Source organism: Nostoc sp. ATCC 53789 (assembly GCF_009873495.1).
GTDB classification, from domain to species: domain Bacteria; phylum Cyanobacteriota; class Cyanobacteriia; order Cyanobacteriales; family Nostocaceae; genus Nostoc; species Nostoc muscorum_A.
Genome location: NZ_CP046703.1, coordinates 7,083,948 through 7,099,600 on the forward strand (window position 1 = coordinate 7,083,948; position 15,653 = coordinate 7,099,600).

Here is a 15,653-nt window from a genome sequence, read left to right on the forward strand (position 1 = left end):
GTCTTTCCCCTTGTCCCCAATTCTCCTTGTCCCCTTGTCCTCTTCCCAACTCACTTAACGCAATGACTCAATTTTGGGTGAACCATCAGCTTTAATCCAAGCAATTTGGGCTATGCTGCGATCGCGTGCATATTGGCGAATAGCGTCTGCATCCCTTCCCCCTAAATCAATTTCTACCCGCACTAAATGGGTGGAATCTCTAAGTTTTTGCGCGTAGGCAAAGGCAGGGGCGTTAGCACTCGCCGTCTCTGGTACTACTAACCAGTTACTCGCTGGGGTTACTTGCGGTAATTGTTGAGTAGATAACAAAATTTGGTATAAATCTTCGATATTGAGTCCAAAACCAATTCCGGGTATATTTTCTCCTTGGGGATGATATAGACCCAAAAGCTGGTCGTAGCGACCACCACGCCCTAAAACTCTGGCTTGAGATTCGGTGTCGTTGACAACTTCAAAGACAATACCAGTGTAGTAATCTATGGTCTGGATCAGGCTGAGATCGAGGATTAAGGGGAATTTTTTCTCTGATTCTAGTAATTCTACTAGGGATTTGAGGTTATTCACTGCCTCTCGCTGTTCTTCGTCTAGATCCAAACTACTAACTTTTTGTAACACGTCTGCACTGGGGCCGCGCAAATCCAGCATGATTCTGGCGCGATCGCGTAGTTTGTCACTCAAGGGTAAAGTATCTATGGTAATGCGGTCGAGATGAGCGATCGCACTGCGAACTTTATCCTGTAAATTAGCCGGAAATGCACTCAGGAGCGATCGCGTAATTCCCGCTTCACCTAAAATTAAGTGCCATTGTCGCAAACCTAATGCTGCTAAACAATCCGCGACTAGCAGCAGTACTTCCGCATTCGCCAGCAATCCGCCAGCACCTAACAATTCCACCCCAGCTTGATAAAACTCTTGCTGGCGATTATGCCTACTTTCCCACGTGCGGCGAAACACATTGGCGTTGTAGTACAACCGTTGCGGATAAGTTGCATTTGCCATGCGAGTGACAACAGTACGAGCAATGGATGCTGTTAATTCTGGACGTAGCCCTAATTCATCATCTTCGCCATTTTGTAGTTGAATCACCATCTGGCGCTGAATTGCTTCCCCTGCCATCAAGGTATCCATACGCTCTAAAGTTGAGGTGATAATCCTGTGATATCCCCAACGATGAAACACCTGCTGTAACCGATCTTCAATCCAGCGTTTTTTCTCCACATCCAAGGGCAATAAATCCCTGGCACCCGATGCTGGTTGATACACCATTATTTTTTCTTCCCACCAAACAAACCACCGAACAAACCACCACTACCAGATTTATCTGGTTGCTTATCTCCATTATTGGCGGATGAAGTCACCTTATGATCGCTAGGGTGTTGTGCTAATGCCTTATCTATTTTAGGTTTCCATTGCAGAGCCATTTCGTCACTGGGATCTAACTTTAAAGCGTTTTCAAAGTGGATTTTTGCCATTTTTAGCTGATTTTGCCTCAAATACACCATTGCAATCAAGCTATGACAGCGACTATTTCTAGGTTCTAGCTTCAGGGCATCTTGCAACTCTACTTTGGCTTGGGCAAATTGGTTTTTGTCAATCAAAGATTGAGCGCGACGAACATACTGTTCTACAACCGTGTCTTCTTTTGGTGGCGCTGGTGCTGGTGCTGGTTCTGGGAGTGTATTTTTTGGTGTACTTGGTTGAGGTGTAACTGATTGAACTTTAGGTTGAGCAGGTGGTGGCGGCGCGGCGGATGTTTTGCTTGCATTCCGCATTAAATAGACTAAATTCAACTCACTAATTTGGGCAAGGACTTGCTGCACTTGGTCTAAAGAATCATATTGGCTTTGAGCTAGTTTAGCGATCGCACTTTTATAGACATGATCGAAATTAGGTGACTTAGCTAACTCTTTAGCCAAATCGGTGGTGAGAGTTAACGAAGCAGACTCTTGTAACAAGCGCTTGCCAATTTGCGACAAAATTAAAATATATTCCGTGCGAGTGCGATCGCCAACAAGTTTTTCATAAGCCGGGTTAACCAACTTTGATAACAATTCGTTTCCTAGCTGTTTTTGCTCATCACTTTCAGTAAACCTACTATCCGGGTGTAAGCGGCGGGCAATTTGGAGATAGCGTTTCCGAATCTCTTTGACATCCGCATCAACTGGAACGCACAATATTGCGTGATGATCTATGAAATCATATTTAAATAATCCACGATCTATTTTGAAAGACATATAGACTTTTTGCACCAAAGGAGCAGTTAGATTCCTTTTAGTTTACCCAAAGTCGAAGGGAAAGCCCCCATCTCCACGTGCTATACCCAGGCTGATAGTGGCGGAACCTGTAACAGTTCGTTACTTAGGGAGTCGTGAATATAACCATTTGTGGCCAGAATTCTACCTGACTCAATTTTGACAGGAGTGCCATTGTATGAGGTGACTTTACCCCCGGCTTCTTGCAACAAAATTATCCCGGCGGCAATATCCCAAGGAGAAAGCCCTCGTTCCCAGTAACCATCGACACGCCCACAGGCAACATAAGCCAAATCTAGCGATGCTGAACCGCTACGTCTAACCCCTTGCGTAAGGTGGGTAAGGTGACTAAATTCTGCGTAGTTGTTATCAGAGGTTTCACGGCGATCGTAGGCAAATCCAGTTACTAGTAGGCTTTTACTCAGTTCAGATGTTGCCGAAACATTGATAGGACGACGGTTTCGCGTTGCTCCCAAGCCAGTAGCCGCACTGAATAGCTCATTATGGAATGGGTCATAAATTACACCCACTTCTGGAACGCCATTAATTAACAGCCCAATAGAAACTGCAAAAAACGGGTATTGATGGGCGTAGTTGGTTGTGCCATCTAGAGGATCTATTGCCCAGAGGTACTCATTTTCTTGATTACCTAATTTGCCTGATTCTTCAGCGAGGATAGAGTGCAGGGGAAAATGGCGACGCAAAATTTCTAAAATCAACTCTTCTGAAGCTTTATCAGCAGCCGTAACTAAATCACCAGGGCGACCTTTTTCAATAATTGCGTCTTCTAACTTACCCAAGTAACCTTGCAAAATAGCACCAGCAGCTAAGGCCGCTTCTGTAGCAATATCTAGAAAAATTTGTATATTTGTCATTTGTTATTGGTCATTTGTCATTTGTCATTGATTACTTCTTCACTTACTTACTTCCCTACTCTCACCCTCAGCACGGGCTAAACGCCCCGCTACCGCTAACAGCACTCAGCACTCAGCACTCATTAAAGATTTTGGCGGCGAAACTCGGCGGGAGTGAGGCGCATGGGTTTTTCTGGGTTCCAGATTCCTTGGCCCATGAGTCTAGCCCATTGTTGGGCACGTTCTAAACGCTGGTCATATTTGTGGTTAGGCGATCGCCCAACAAACATTGCATTGCCTTGTTTAACTAATTCTTCATTCAATAACACCTTATTTTTCCATACATAAGCTAGAGTTCGCCCGATTTTATCTTTTGCTTCTAAATCAAACTCCAGTTCGACCAATTCTTCTGCACCACCAATAAGATTCTCTAACTGTTCTTTTGCTGCTTCTCCCCAAGGTCTCTGTCGCAAATCTGGTGCATCAACGCCAACTAACCGCACTTGGGAAATCAAATTCGGTTGTTCAGCCATTCCTAACACTTCCAAACTTTGCCCACTAACTACCCGCGCTACTTTCACCTGAGCCTGATTATTTGGTAACTGGTTTTTACTTTGGCAACTCACCAAGAGCAATAAACAAACCAAAATAGTTATTTTTCGTACCCAGTTACCAATACTCCCAACCTTCACAAATTCTCCTATGGTCGCTGCTGCGCCTAGCGAGTAGAACCTCTTGCCCCCTCCTCCCTGCTCCCTGCTCCCTGCCCCCTGCCTCCTGCCTCCTGCCTTCTTCAATTGTTTATTCCTCATCTAACGGTAAACCCGCTTTAACTTTCCCCCTAGCAAAATAGCGTCCAAACTGGAGTTCGTAGACTTCATCTTCGTCTTGTGTCTCTACTTCCAAGTCAGAACGGGGATAACTCACACACAAAAGGGCATAACCTTGCTGACGTAAATCTGGCGACAATCCGATCGCCTCTGGTTGATAAATTTCTCCCGACAATACCCTTACAGCACAAGCGGTGCAAGCCCCGTTGCGACAGGAAAACGGTAGTTCCACACCTTGTTTTTCGCCAGTGTGCAGGATATAGCGGTCTTCTGGCACTTGTAGGGTGTATGTTTTGCCAGTGGAGCGATCGCGAACTTTAATTGTGTATGTACGAGACATCTGGATTTGCGTTGTAGAATTAGGACTTTCAGATTCAATCTAAGAATATCTTTCTTTATCTTTGCATTTTCTGGGATTCTATAGTATGATCGTAACTTGTGGCACCTGGAGAGGTGGCCGAGTGGTTTAAGGCGCAGACCTGGAAAGTCTGTTTAGGGAAACTTAACGGGGGTTCGAATCCCCCCCTCTCCGTTCTGAAACCTAGTCTAAATATATAGTTTCAACCAGACTTCTACAAATGGTCGGGTCAAATAAATCGCGGGATCTTGCCAAAGATATTCTTAAAATTGTTTTGAAAGTAGGTTAGCCTTCCGCAGGAAAGGTGTCTTAAAAACCAATGTGATTCAGTTAAGGTTAAAAACTGAAACTGGCGTAGGTTCGAAAGCCACTGCGCCCTTGCGGTTTTTACGACTTGTTCGCAGCTAGTTCCAAGCGAGAAACAAGTGGCTCCCAACCTACAATTTTTTTGCTGCCCTCTGCCCCCTGCACCCTCTTGTAAAAATTATATTTTCTTCCTCCTGCCTCCTGCCCTCTGCCTCCTCTGGTAACATTTATTTATTTTTCATTCATAATTGAGCCATTTTGTAAAGTCGCCAAACTCCTACTTCACGATGGCGACAGCCTGATGAAAGGATCGAGTAAATTAAGATAAGTAAAGAAAATGCTTTGAACTACATGACAGCTCTCAGCTTACAAGAAATTTCTACTCAGTTAGAAAGTCCGAACTTACGCGATCGCATGGTAGCTCTTGCTAATCTGCGTCATGTTTCTCCTGAAGAGGCAGTCCCTTTAATTAAAAAGGTACTAGACGACGAATCTTTGCAACTGCGATCGATGGCAATATTTGCCCTTGGAATCAAGCCAACGCCAGAATGTTATTCAATTTTGGTCAGAATTCTCGAAAATGACCCCGATTATGGCATCCGCGCTGATGCTGCTGGTGCTTTAGGATATTTGGGCGATGCCAGAGCTTTTGAAGTGCTTTCACGGGCGTTTTATGAAGATACTGATTGGCTAGTACGCTTTAGTGCAGCCGTTTCTCTTGGTAACATTAAAGACCCACGTGCCCGTCAACTTCTTCTTCAGGCATTGGATAGCAAAGAAGTAGTGTTGCAACAAGCTGCAATTTCTGCGCTCGGAGAAATTAAAGATATTGAGTCTGTCGATCAGATTCTACGCTTTGCCCAATCAGATGATTGGTTAGTCAGACAACGTTTGGCAGAAGCTTTGGGTAATCTTCCCACTCCCAAGAGTGTCTCAGCTTTAAAATACTTAGAAAAAGACAATCATTTCAACGTTGCTGAGGCAGCCAGAATTGGCCTCAAGAAGCTTGAGGAAATAGGCAATCAAGCTTAATAATATTAGATCCTCCTGCTACCTTTTAATAATTAAGTGGGAATTTTAGCATTTTGATGCAGGGTAATTTCATTCATGAATATTGAAGAGTTTTTTCAGTTAAGTGCTGGTAAATGGTTTTCTCATCGGACTAGTCAACATTTGGCTTTGAATGAATCTGAACATAGCAAGTCAGACATTATCATTGAGACGCTGGCAGTAGATCATCCAGAAGCGACAAAACTGTGTCAACAGTACGAAATTAATCCTAGTTCCGCCTCTTGTGCTATCAAAATTAACTGGAATGGCACAATGGAAAAGGAGCAAACAAAACATAGTGGTTCAACTGTGTTAGTTTCAGTACCCGATGCAGATAATCCGTCTGAAGGCAAGTTACTGCGGGAAATAGTTGATGCTGAGAAAACTCCAGTTGCTGGACACTACAAATTTGACAGTGACGGTGCTTTAATCCTAACTATAGAAGATGAAAACATCTGGTCAGAGGAGCGCCTGTGGTTTGCTAGCCCCAATTTGCGAATGCGGGTAAATGTCCTCAAGAGTTTTGGTGGATTTAGTATTACTTCTTTCACTTCTGAGATTCGCATGGGTGGTTTTCCACCTGCTGCAAAGGCTTCCGAGGCGGCTAATTCAGTATCGAGTTAGTTGTAATTTAGGACTTACGCAAAACTATACGCGCTCAGGGGCAATTCATTAATTGCCCCTACCTAGAAATCAGGGTTTATTTAAACTGTGTTCTGGCTAGTAATTGCTTCTGGCATTAAACCTCTGCAAAAAAATGTAGAGACGTAGCAGTGCTACGTCTCTACAATGGTTATGGATAAAGCATAATTAGTTTCTAGATATCTATAATTTATTCTGAATTCTGTTTCAATAAAAAATACCAAGCTATGGCTAATTCCATAGTTGGGAAAAATATATCTAGATTTTTATGGCTGCGTTGATACTTTTTAAATTTGCAAAAAGTTAGCGATCGCTTGCGGTAATGGCAAAATAATTACAATCAACAAAGCCATTGCCAGTAATCCCCAAATATCACGTTTGTTATCCAATTCAGTGACATCATTCAGTGCAGGCTCATCAATCAACGGCATAAATAATAAGATAATTGCCCACATCAAAAATTCTTCCCGAATTAACGAAAGTAATAGCAAGAGAAGGCGAGCCACTTGACCAATCATAATCGCAACTCGTTGTCCAAACATTGCATGGACAATGTGACCTCCATCAAGTTGTCCCACAGGCATTAAATTTAACGCCGTCACAATTAGTCCGATAAAACCAGCTACTGCAACTGGATGCAAATCAAGGGCTGATTTTGCTGTTAACTGACTTCCCAAGGCTAGCTTCGATAATAACGCTAGTAAGATGGAATATTTGGGATTAAGGGCATCAGGATTCAAAAATCGGCTTTTTTCTTCAATCAGGGGAACCACGTCAGAATGAGCCAAGCCCCATATTAATAATGGCAAGGTAACAACAAAGCCTGCAAGCGGCCCAGCGATACTAATATCAAATAATGCTTTACGGTTGGGAATGGGACTACGCATCTGAATAAATGCACCAAAAGTTCCCAAAAAGAAGGGCATTGGAATAAAGTAAGGCAATGTCGAGCGAATTTTGTAGAATTTAGCCGTTAAATAATGCCCAAGTTCGTGAATACCCAAAATAGTCATTAACCCTAAAGCATAAGGTAATCCTTTAAATAGGACATCTGGGTTAGATAGAACTTTGAACAAAGAGCCAATTTCCCATAGAGGCGGAAGAGAAGTACCAGCAATTTCCACTCCCACCAAGGTAGTAGTTATCAAAGTCGCTACTAGTAGTAGAAGTGCTAATCCTGGCCGAGTTAAGCGTTCTTGGTCGCGTCGGGGTGTATTTCTCTCTTTAGCAGCCTGAATATTAGGAACCAGCACAAAGAAAGGTTTGTCATTTAAACCTTCTTGAAAGATCAACACGAAGCGATCGCCAAATTGTGCTTCAATATTAGTCTTAATCTGCTGGTAAGCGTTGCTGGCTTTAGTTCGTAACTGACCCCGGCAAATTACGGCTTGTGGTCGATACTCAATATTTTGAACGTAATATACAGACCAAGGAAAACAATTTCGCAGTTGAGTTTCTTCTGTTGGCTCAATGGGACGCACTAGTGGTTCTGGGGTAGGCTGGATAATTGGCTGTGATTCTGAGGCTTGGGCTGGAACTTCGGTTTGTGTATCTCTTGGCACTCGCCGCCCCCCTAGAAACAATATCCAGTACAACACTGTGCAGATAAATAACGACGAAACAATCAGCCCTGGTGGTGGAGGTTGTTTCGCCCCATATATCAGTGTCCATCCACTTAACAACAATGCTGGTGTCATTAAAACCAGCCACAACAACCATACTGGCGTTCGAGTGATGTGAGCGACACTGTGCTGCACCATTAGATAAGTAGCTAGCCCCAGTAGGAGGATAAACAGAAACCAAAATGCCATGTTATCTTCAGTAATTTTGACAAAACGCCCTACCTAGTAGCTTCAGCACCATAGCATTAACTACGAGGCAGACTTCAAATCCCAATTTTTTCAGATGGTTACAGTTCAATTCTTCAGAATTTCTACACTGTAACCAGATTGTCCACAACTCCTCAGTTCCGGTTCTTTGATTATGTGCCCTTTACCTCAACAGCCAAGTCATACAACTAAGCCACCACGGGCTGTCTTTCCTCAAGAAATTCCTAGCGGAAGTTCCTTGCAATCGGACTTCGCACAAGATAGCATTTTTGCTTTCCCACCCAATCGGGACACATTAGGGGGAACCTCTTATTTTATTGTAAGAAATGAAGGCAATATCCTCATAGATTGCCCTGCCCTAGACCAAACAAATCAAGACTTTTTAGCCGCGCATGGAGGGGTGCGTTGGTTATTTATCACCCATCGAGGTGCTATAGGCAAAACTGCTGAAATTCAGAAAGCCTTGGGTTGCGAAGTTTTGATGCAAGAACAAGAAGCTTATTTATTACCAGGCTTACCCGTAACTACCTTTAGTCAAGAATTTACTCTTGATGCGGCAGTCAAAATTATTTGGACACCAGGTCATTCTCCCGGATCATCGTGCCTATACTACAGTAAGCTTGGAGGTATATTGTTTTCTGGTCGCCATTTGGTTCCTAATCAGAAGGGCGATGCAGTACCATTACGGATAACTAAAACCTTTCACTGGCCACGACAAATCAACAGTGTTCAGTTATTATTAGAACATTTTACACCAGAAACTCTCAGGTACATTTGTCCCGGAGCTAATACAGGTTTTCTTAGGGGCAAGCGTTTTATAGATCGAGCTTATCAACACCTCACCTCTCTGGATTTACCAGCTTTGCTGCGGATGCAGCCCCTTATTTAAAATAAAGACTTCTTCATGAGTATAAAAAACTTATCCTAATGCCCAATACCCAATACCCAATACCCAATACCCAATAAAGTATGGTTCTTTTTGATACTGATGTAAAATATAATTTAAGGAAGATGCTGTCTGGGGAATTCTAGCGTTAGACAAGGAATTCTGGTAAAAATTTATGAGTGCAAAAGTTGATGGAACTGTAAGGATCGCTGGCTACCAAATTATAGAGCAACTTTATTCTGGTTCTCGGACTCAAGTGTATCGGGCAATACGAGAATGCGATACCTTCTCTACGAGACGCTACGCGAACGGTGGGCTTCGCCAACGCCAACCAGTCGTCATCAAGCTCTTAAAACGAGAATATCCAAGTTTTAGTGAATTAGTCCAGTTTCGCAACCAATATGCGATCGCTAAAAACCTAAATATTCCCAGCATCATTAAACCTTACAGCCTAGAACCCCATCACAATGGCTATGCCCTAGTTATGGAAGACTTTGGTGGTATCTCCTTGCGACAATTTACCCAAAGACAACCACTGAGCTTAGAGGAATTCCTACCCATTGCCTTGCAACTGATAGAGACTTTACACCAGTTGCATCAACAGCGCGTCATTCACAAAGATGTCAAGCCAGCTAATATCCTGATTCATCCTGACACCAGAACAATTAAGCTAATTGACTTCAGTATTGCCTCGCTGCTACCACGAGAAACTCAAGAAATCCAAAGTCCCAACGGACTGGAGGGAACCCTAGCGTATTTGTCGCCAGAGCAAACTGGACGGATGAACCGAGGCATTGACTACCGCAGCGACTTTTATTCATTGGGTGTAACTTTCTTTGAACTACTGAGTGGACAACTGCCTTTTACATCTCACGATCCGATGGAGTTGTTACATTGTCATATCGCCAAACAGCCTGACTCTATCTGTAATCTCAACCCGGAAATCCCCTTGATGTTGGGAGAGATCATTTGCAAGCTGATGGCAAAGAATGCCGAAGACCGCTACCAGAGTGCTACGGGACTCAAATATGACTTAGTATTTTGCTTAGAACAATGGCAAAAAACGGGTAAACACACTTGGTTTGATTTAGGACAGCACGATATCAGCGATCGCTTTCTCATCCCTGAAAAACTCTACGGACGGGAGCAGGAAATAGAAAGCTTACTGGAGGTATTTGGGCGGGTTGCCAATGGTGCAGTGGAACTGATGCTGGTGGCTGGCTTCTCTGGTATCGGTAAAACTGCCGTGGTGAATGAAGTGCATAAGGTGATCGTTCGCTGGAACGGCTACTTCATCAAAGGGAAGTATGACCAGTTCAACCGCAATATTCCCCTGTCTGCTTTTGTACAAGCTTTCCGGGATTTGATGGGACAGTTGCTCACCGAAAGCGACACCCAGTTGGAACAGTGGCGAAACAAAATTCTGTCCGCAATCTCTGAGAGTGGACAGGTGATCATTGAAGTGATTCCAGAATTAGAAGGGATTATTGGCACGCAACCGCCAGTACCAGAATTATCGGGTAGTGCTGCACAGAACCGCTTCAATCTGCTGTTTGTGAAATTTATTCAGGTATTTGCTACAAGAGAGCATCCGTTAGTAGTGTTCCTCGACGATTTGCATTGGGCAGATTTGGCATCTCTCAATTTGATGAGGCTGTTAATGGGTGAAACCTTAAAGGGTTATCTGTTAATTATTGGCGCATACCGTGATAATGAAGTGTTTGCGGCTCATCCGTTAATGGTAGCCCTGGAAGAGATTGAGAAGGGAGTCACCGTCAGCACCATTACATTAGCTCCTTTGAGTCAAACAGATGTGAATCGTTTGATTGCCGATACATTGAGTTATTCAACAGAAGTTGCCCTGCCGTTAACCGAGCTAGTTTATCAAAAAGCCAAAGGTAATCCGTTTTTTACAACCCAGTTTCTCAAGGCATTACATGAAGATGGACGAATTACCTTTGATTGGGATACAGGTTTGTGGCAGTGTGATTTGGCGCAAGTACCCAGACACACGGCAGCTTGTCTTCAGACATCGCTTTCTTTAACGGATGATGTCGTTGAGTTTATGGCAATTCAACTACAAAAGTTGCCACTCGAAACTCAGGAAGTTCTGAAATTGGCAGCCTGTATCGGTAATCAATTTGATTTGGCGACATTGGCGATCGTTTTTGAACAGTCTCCAACCCAAACGGCAGAAGTTTTGTGGAAAGCGTTGCAAGAAGGGTTAGTTTTACCACATTGTGATGTCTATAAGTTTTATCAAGAGTCAGAAGCAATAACAGATTCTTCTGACTTGGGGATTCTGGATTCTGGTTCCTGTGTTTACACATTTTTGCACGATCGCGTCCAACAAGCGGCATATTCTCTCATCCCAGAGGAGCAAAAACAGGCAACTCATCTAAAAATTGGCCAGTTACTCCTGAGTAATACCCCCGAAAGCAACTGGGAAGAACGAATTTTTGAAATTGTCGGTCAACTTAACGTTGCGGCTGAATTGATTGCCCAACCCGCAGAACGTCAAGCATTAGCGCAATTTAACCTGATTGCAAGCCGCAAGGCCAAGGCAGCGATCGCCTACACTGCTGCCTGCAAATATGCCCAGGTGGGCATTGGGTTACTCGCCCAAAACAGTTGGCAGCATCAGTATGAGTTAACCCTAGCACTCCATCAAGTTGCCACAGAAGCTGCCTATCTGAGCGGTGATTTAGAGGAGATGGCAGCCAATGCTCATCTTGTCCTAAATCACGCCAAAACTCCATTAGATAAAATCAGCGTCTATGAGGTAAAAATTGAGGTATTCACTGCTCAGGGTCATTTTGCCGAAGCGATCGCAGCAGCACTTACCATTTTGAAGCAATTGGGAGTGGAACTACCCACAGAGCCTACCCAGGAAGATGTGGCAGTGGCCTTGCGTACCGTCTTAGATGTAATTGGAGAGCGATTCCCTGCCGAGTTGCTCAACCTCAGCGATGCAAGGGATGCAAACATCCTGGCAGCAGCTCGAATTTTGACATCAGTAGCACCCTGCGCTTATCTGTCCCAGCCACAGTTGTATTTACTGGTGATTTTAAAAAAGGTTTATTTATCTGTCGTCTATGGTAATGAATCAACCTCGACCTTTAGCTATGTCTCTTATGGAATATTGATGTGTGGTGTATTCAAAAACGTCGAATTAGGTTATGAATTCGGTCAGTTAGCCCTCGACCTGCGATCGCGTTATCAAAATTCCGAATTGAAAGGGAAAACTTTATTATTAGTCTGTGTGTACACAAGGCATTGGAAAATGCACCTGCGGGAGTTATTACAACCCTTGCAAACTGCCTATTGTAGTTGTTTAGATGTAGGCGATTTGGCTTTCGCGGGTTACTCTGCGTATAACTACAGTTTTTACTCCTATTTTGCAGGACAGAATTTAACACAGCTAGAGCCGGAAGTTGCTGGTTATTGTGAAGCGCTCAAGCATCTCAAGCAAAATCTAGCTCTGAACTATTCCCAATTGATTCGACAAATTTTGCTGAATTTAATGGGAGATGCGGATGACGTTGTGGTGTTGAGCGGTACAGCCTACAATGAACAGCATCAACTTCCATTACATGAAGCAGCAGGCGATCGCACCGGATTAGCATTGCTGTGGATTAACAAACTGGTTGTATCGTATCTGTTTTCCGAGTTTGAACAAGCCGTAGAACAGGCTAGGCAAGCGAGACAATATTTAGATGCGATCATTGCTTTTTTATATGTACCCATCTTTCATTTCTATGATTCTTTAGCCCAACTAGCATGGTTTGAGCAACTCTCAGCCTTAGAACAGCAGCAAATGAAAGAATACATTACTGCTAATCAAGAAAAACTTAACTACTGGGCTACCCATGCGCCAATGAATTTTCGCCACAAATTTGATTTGGTGGAAGCCGAGCGGTATCGAGTCTTGGGCAATCGGGCAGAAGCAATTGAATATTACGATCGCGCCATCATTGGAGCCAAAGAACAAGGCTATATTCAAGAAGAAGCACTAGCCAATGAATTAGCCGCCAAATTTTACCTCGACTGGGGCAAAGAGCAGATTGCTCAGTCATACATAACTCAAGCCTACTATGGTTATGCTCGTTGGGGTGCGAAAGCCAAAGTCGTCGATCTAGAAAAACGTTATCCCCAATTACTCGCCCCCATTCTTCAGCAAAGTCCTTCTCCTCTCTCAACTAACGAAACTATCTTTGCCTTGGGGAGTGTTACCTCCACCAGTTCTGCCAATTCCAGTAGTAGCAGCATTTCTGTTGCTCTAGATTTAGCTACCATTCTCAAAGCTTCCCAAACCCTATCTGGCGAAATCGAACTGGAAAAACTGCTTTCAGTATTGCTGCATATCGTCATTGAAAATGCTGGAGCAGATAAGTGTGTATTCATGCTTTTAGAATCAGGGCGTTTGCTAATTCAGGCGTTAGCACAGCTTTCTCTTAGTATCGTATCTGTAGAGAACAAGAAGGGAATTACTCATGTTGATTTTTACCCAAGATTGCTGAATCCACAACCCATTGAAGACTCTCAGGATGTACCAGTTGGCTTAATTAATACCGTCAAACGCAGCTTAAAACCAACAGTAATTATTGATGCCACAGTGCATCCTCAATTCATCAACGATCCTTATATTCAGCAACAGCAGCCCAAAAGCATCTTGTGCAGCCCAATATTACATCAGGGGAAGTTGCTGGGCATATTGTATCTGGAAAATAACCTAGCAGCCGGAGCCTTTACAAGCGATCGCGTCGAACTGCTAAACTTGCTTTGCGCTCAAGCGGCAATTTCTCTAGTGAATGCCCGACTTTATCGAAATTCCCAAAACTATGCTCAACAGTTGAGGCAATCTCTAGCAAAATTACAGGCTAGTGAAATCCGCTTCCAAAATTTGGCGAATAATATTCCTGGGATGGTGTACCAATTCCGTTTGGCAGCCGACGGTTCAACTTCAACACCTTACGTTAGCTCTGGCTGTTTTGACTTGTATGGATTAGAGCCAGAGTTAGTGATGGCAGGGATACACAGCCTTTACGATATGAATCATCCTGACGATCAACCAGCTATTGCAAAAGCGATCGCTTACTCTGCCCAAACTCTGACACCATTTGATCAAGAATGGCGCATTATCCTACCTTCAGGAGCCGTGAAATGGATTCAATCTGTGGCTCGGCCAGAGCGACAAGCCGATGGTGCAATCTTATGGGATGGGGTGGTAATTGATATTAGCGATGTCTACGACGAGCTTCGCTTACGCAAAGAGGCCGAAGCATCTCTAGCCAAAGAACAAGAGTTCTTGAATGCCATTATTCAAAATATTACAGATGGGATTGTTGTTTGTGACCCTAATGGAAATTTGGTCTTATTCAATAACGCAACCCGTGAGTTTCATGGCTTACCAATAGAATCATTACCACCAGAGCAATGGGCACAACATTTCGATCTCTATCAAGCTGATGGTCAAACACCCCTATCAACAACAGAAATTCCTTTGTTTCGCGCCTTGCAAGGGGAAATAGTTGAAAATGCAGAAATGGTAATTGCGCCGAAACATGGCTCTAAGAGAATTTTGTTAGCAAGCGGACAAGTGATCGTCGATTCTTTAGGCAACAAACTTGGTGCAGTAATTGTGATGCGAGATATTAGCGATCGCAAACAAGCAGAACTTACTCTACAGCAAAAATCACTTGATTTGCAACAAGCGCTAAACGAGCTACAAAACGCCCAATTACAAATAGTCCAAAGTGAAAAGATGTCTGCACTGGGTAACTTAGTTGCTGGTGTCGCTCACGAAATGAATAATCCCCTCGGTTTTATTGCTGCCAGTCTCAAACAAGCTAAACCTACTATTGCTGATATTATCGAACACTTGAAACTCTATCAAGAAACTTCACTCAACAAGAACGATCAAATCAAAGATCATGCGGTCGAAATTGAATTAGATTATACCTTAGAAGACTTGCCCAAGATGATTGATTCAATGTCTATGGCCTGTGACAGATTAAAAAAAATCAGCACCAGTTTAAGAACTTTCTCTCGTGCGGATCAAGACTACAAAGTGCTTTTCAATATCCACCAAGGCATTGATAGCACAATTTTAATTTTAAAACATCGTCTAAAGGCTAATGAACTACGCCCTGCTATTGAAGTTGTCACAAACTACGGTAATTTACCTCAAATTGAATGTTTTCCAGGGCAGCTAAATCAGGTGTTTATGAATATTTTGGCAAATGCGATTGATGCCTTGGATGAGTCAACTATTGGGCGGAGTTTAGCAGAGATTCAAGAAACTCCTAACCAAATTATAATTACAACCTCAGTCGAGAATCATCTAGTTAAAATTGCCATCGCTGATAATGGTAAGGGAATGAGTGAACAAGTTAAAGAAAAAATATTTGACCATTTATTTACTACAAAAATTGTTGGTAAAGGGACTGGGTTAGGGTTGGCGATCGCTCGGCAAATTGTCGAAGAAACTCACGGTGGTAATCTGACCTGCACTTCTGTACTGGGGCAAGGGACAGAGTTTGTCATTACCTTACCAGTTAAAACGGTGACATTGGATTCATAACAATAAAAGAGTTTTGCCAGAGGTCTAATATCCTCTCAAATTTCTTCACCATCAATACTAAGT

Annotated in this window: 10 protein-coding genes and 1 tRNA gene; 5 read left to right on the forward strand and 6 right to left on the reverse strand. The window is 43.3% G+C overall.

Translation table 11 applies throughout. From position 1 onward, the window contains the following. Positions 1-54 precede the first annotated feature (54 nt). The 5 genes from GJB62_RS29285 to GJB62_RS29305 form a co-directional block, all read right to left on the reverse strand. The gene (locus tag GJB62_RS29285; protein ID WP_114080719.1) at positions 55-1,266 is read right to left on the reverse strand and encodes an ATP phosphoribosyltransferase regulatory subunit; all 1,212 of its coding nucleotides are present in this window, start codon (positions 1,264-1,266) and stop codon (positions 55-57) included. Next, positions 1,266-2,234: a J domain-containing protein gene (locus tag GJB62_RS29290; protein WP_114080718.1), complete on the reverse strand. Its 969-nt coding sequence runs from the start codon at positions 2,232-2,234 to the stop codon at positions 1,266-1,268. The genes GJB62_RS29285 and GJB62_RS29290 overlap by 1 nt, the downstream gene beginning before the upstream one ends. A gap of 80 nt (positions 2,235-2,314) precedes the next feature. Further along, positions 2,315-3,127 (reverse strand): inositol monophosphatase family protein, encoded by an 813-nt coding sequence (locus tag GJB62_RS29295; RefSeq protein WP_114080717.1) that lies wholly within the window; start codon positions 3,125-3,127, stop codon positions 2,315-2,317. Positions 3,128-3,249: 122 nt separating this feature from the next. Next, positions 3,250-3,918 carry a thermonuclease family protein gene (locus tag GJB62_RS29300; RefSeq protein WP_114080716.1) on the reverse strand — a complete coding sequence of 223 codons (669 nt, stop codon included), beginning with the start codon at positions 3,916-3,918 and terminating at the stop codon, positions 3,250-3,252. Next, on the reverse strand, positions 3,908-4,276 hold the full coding sequence (locus GJB62_RS29305) for a 2Fe-2S iron-sulfur cluster-binding protein (protein WP_114080715.1): 369 nt from the start codon (positions 4,274-4,276) through the stop codon (positions 3,908-3,910). Before GJB62_RS29305 ends, GJB62_RS29300 begins: the two co-directional genes overlap by 11 nt. A gap of 107 nt (positions 4,277-4,383) precedes the next feature. Here GJB62_RS29305 and GJB62_RS29310 point away from each other — a divergent pair. The 3 genes from GJB62_RS29310 (at position 4,384) to GJB62_RS29320 (ending at position 6,274) form a co-directional block, all read left to right on the forward strand. Continuing rightward, positions 4,384-4,468 (forward strand) — tRNA-Ser (locus tag GJB62_RS29310). 483 nt (positions 4,469-4,951) lie between these two features. After that, a complete protein-coding gene (locus GJB62_RS29315; protein WP_114080714.1) occupies positions 4,952-5,632 on the forward strand; it encodes a HEAT repeat domain-containing protein in 681 nt (226 codons plus the stop codon). Between the two features lie 75 nt (positions 5,633-5,707). Next, the gene (locus GJB62_RS29320) at positions 5,708-6,274 is read left to right on the forward strand and encodes a phycobiliprotein lyase (RefSeq protein WP_114080713.1); all 567 of its coding nucleotides are present in this window, start codon (positions 5,708-5,710) and stop codon (positions 6,272-6,274) included. 305 nt (positions 6,275-6,579) lie between these two features. On the opposite strand, the gene GJB62_RS29325 is transcribed toward GJB62_RS29320, so the two are convergent. Continuing rightward, positions 6,580-8,103, reverse strand: coding sequence for a site-2 protease family protein (locus GJB62_RS29325; protein ID WP_114080712.1), 1,524 nt, complete (start codon positions 8,101-8,103; stop codon positions 6,580-6,582). 172 nt (positions 8,104-8,275) lie between these two features. Between GJB62_RS29325 and GJB62_RS29330 the strand changes: the two genes are divergently transcribed. Both GJB62_RS29330 and GJB62_RS29335 read left to right on the forward strand, forming a co-directional pair. After that, a complete protein-coding gene (locus GJB62_RS29330) occupies positions 8,276-9,010 on the forward strand; it encodes an MBL fold metallo-hydrolase (RefSeq protein WP_114080711.1) in 735 nt (244 codons plus the stop codon). A gap of 172 nt (positions 9,011-9,182) precedes the next feature. Continuing rightward, the gene (locus GJB62_RS29335; protein ID WP_114080710.1) at positions 9,183-15,590 is read left to right on the forward strand and encodes an AAA family ATPase; all 6,408 of its coding nucleotides are present in this window, start codon (positions 9,183-9,185) and stop codon (positions 15,588-15,590) included. The last annotated feature ends 63 nt before the right edge of the window (positions 15,591-15,653 follow it).

Coding starts and splice junctions, on each gene's coding strand:
- GJB62_RS29285 (WP_114080719.1), bottom strand. CDS start 1,266: ATGGTGTATCAACCAGCATCGGGTGCCAGGGATTTATTGCCCTTGGAT.
- GJB62_RS29335 (WP_114080710.1), top strand. CDS start 9,183: ATGAGTGCAAAAGTTGATGGAACTGTAAGGATCGCTGGCTACCAAATT.
- GJB62_RS29330 (WP_114080711.1), top strand. CDS start 8,276: ATGTGCCCTTTACCTCAACAGCCAAGTCATACAACTAAGCCACCACGG.
- GJB62_RS29290 (WP_114080718.1), bottom strand. CDS start 2,234: ATGTCTTTCAAAATAGATCGTGGATTATTTAAATATGATTTCATAGAT.
- GJB62_RS29300 (WP_114080716.1), bottom strand. CDS start 3,918: ATGAGGAATAAACAATTGAAGAAGGCAGGAGGCAGGAGGCAGGGGGCA.
- GJB62_RS29295 (WP_114080717.1), bottom strand. CDS start 3,127: ATGACAAATATACAAATTTTTCTAGATATTGCTACAGAAGCGGCCTTA.
- GJB62_RS29325 (WP_114080712.1), bottom strand. CDS start 8,103: ATGGCATTTTGGTTTCTGTTTATCCTCCTACTGGGGCTAGCTACTTAT.
- GJB62_RS29320 (WP_114080713.1), top strand. CDS start 5,708: ATGAATATTGAAGAGTTTTTTCAGTTAAGTGCTGGTAAATGGTTTTCT.
- GJB62_RS29315 (WP_114080714.1), top strand. CDS start 4,952: ATGACAGCTCTCAGCTTACAAGAAATTTCTACTCAGTTAGAAAGTCCG.
- GJB62_RS29305 (WP_114080715.1), bottom strand. CDS start 4,276: ATGTCTCGTACATACACAATTAAAGTTCGCGATCGCTCCACTGGCAAA.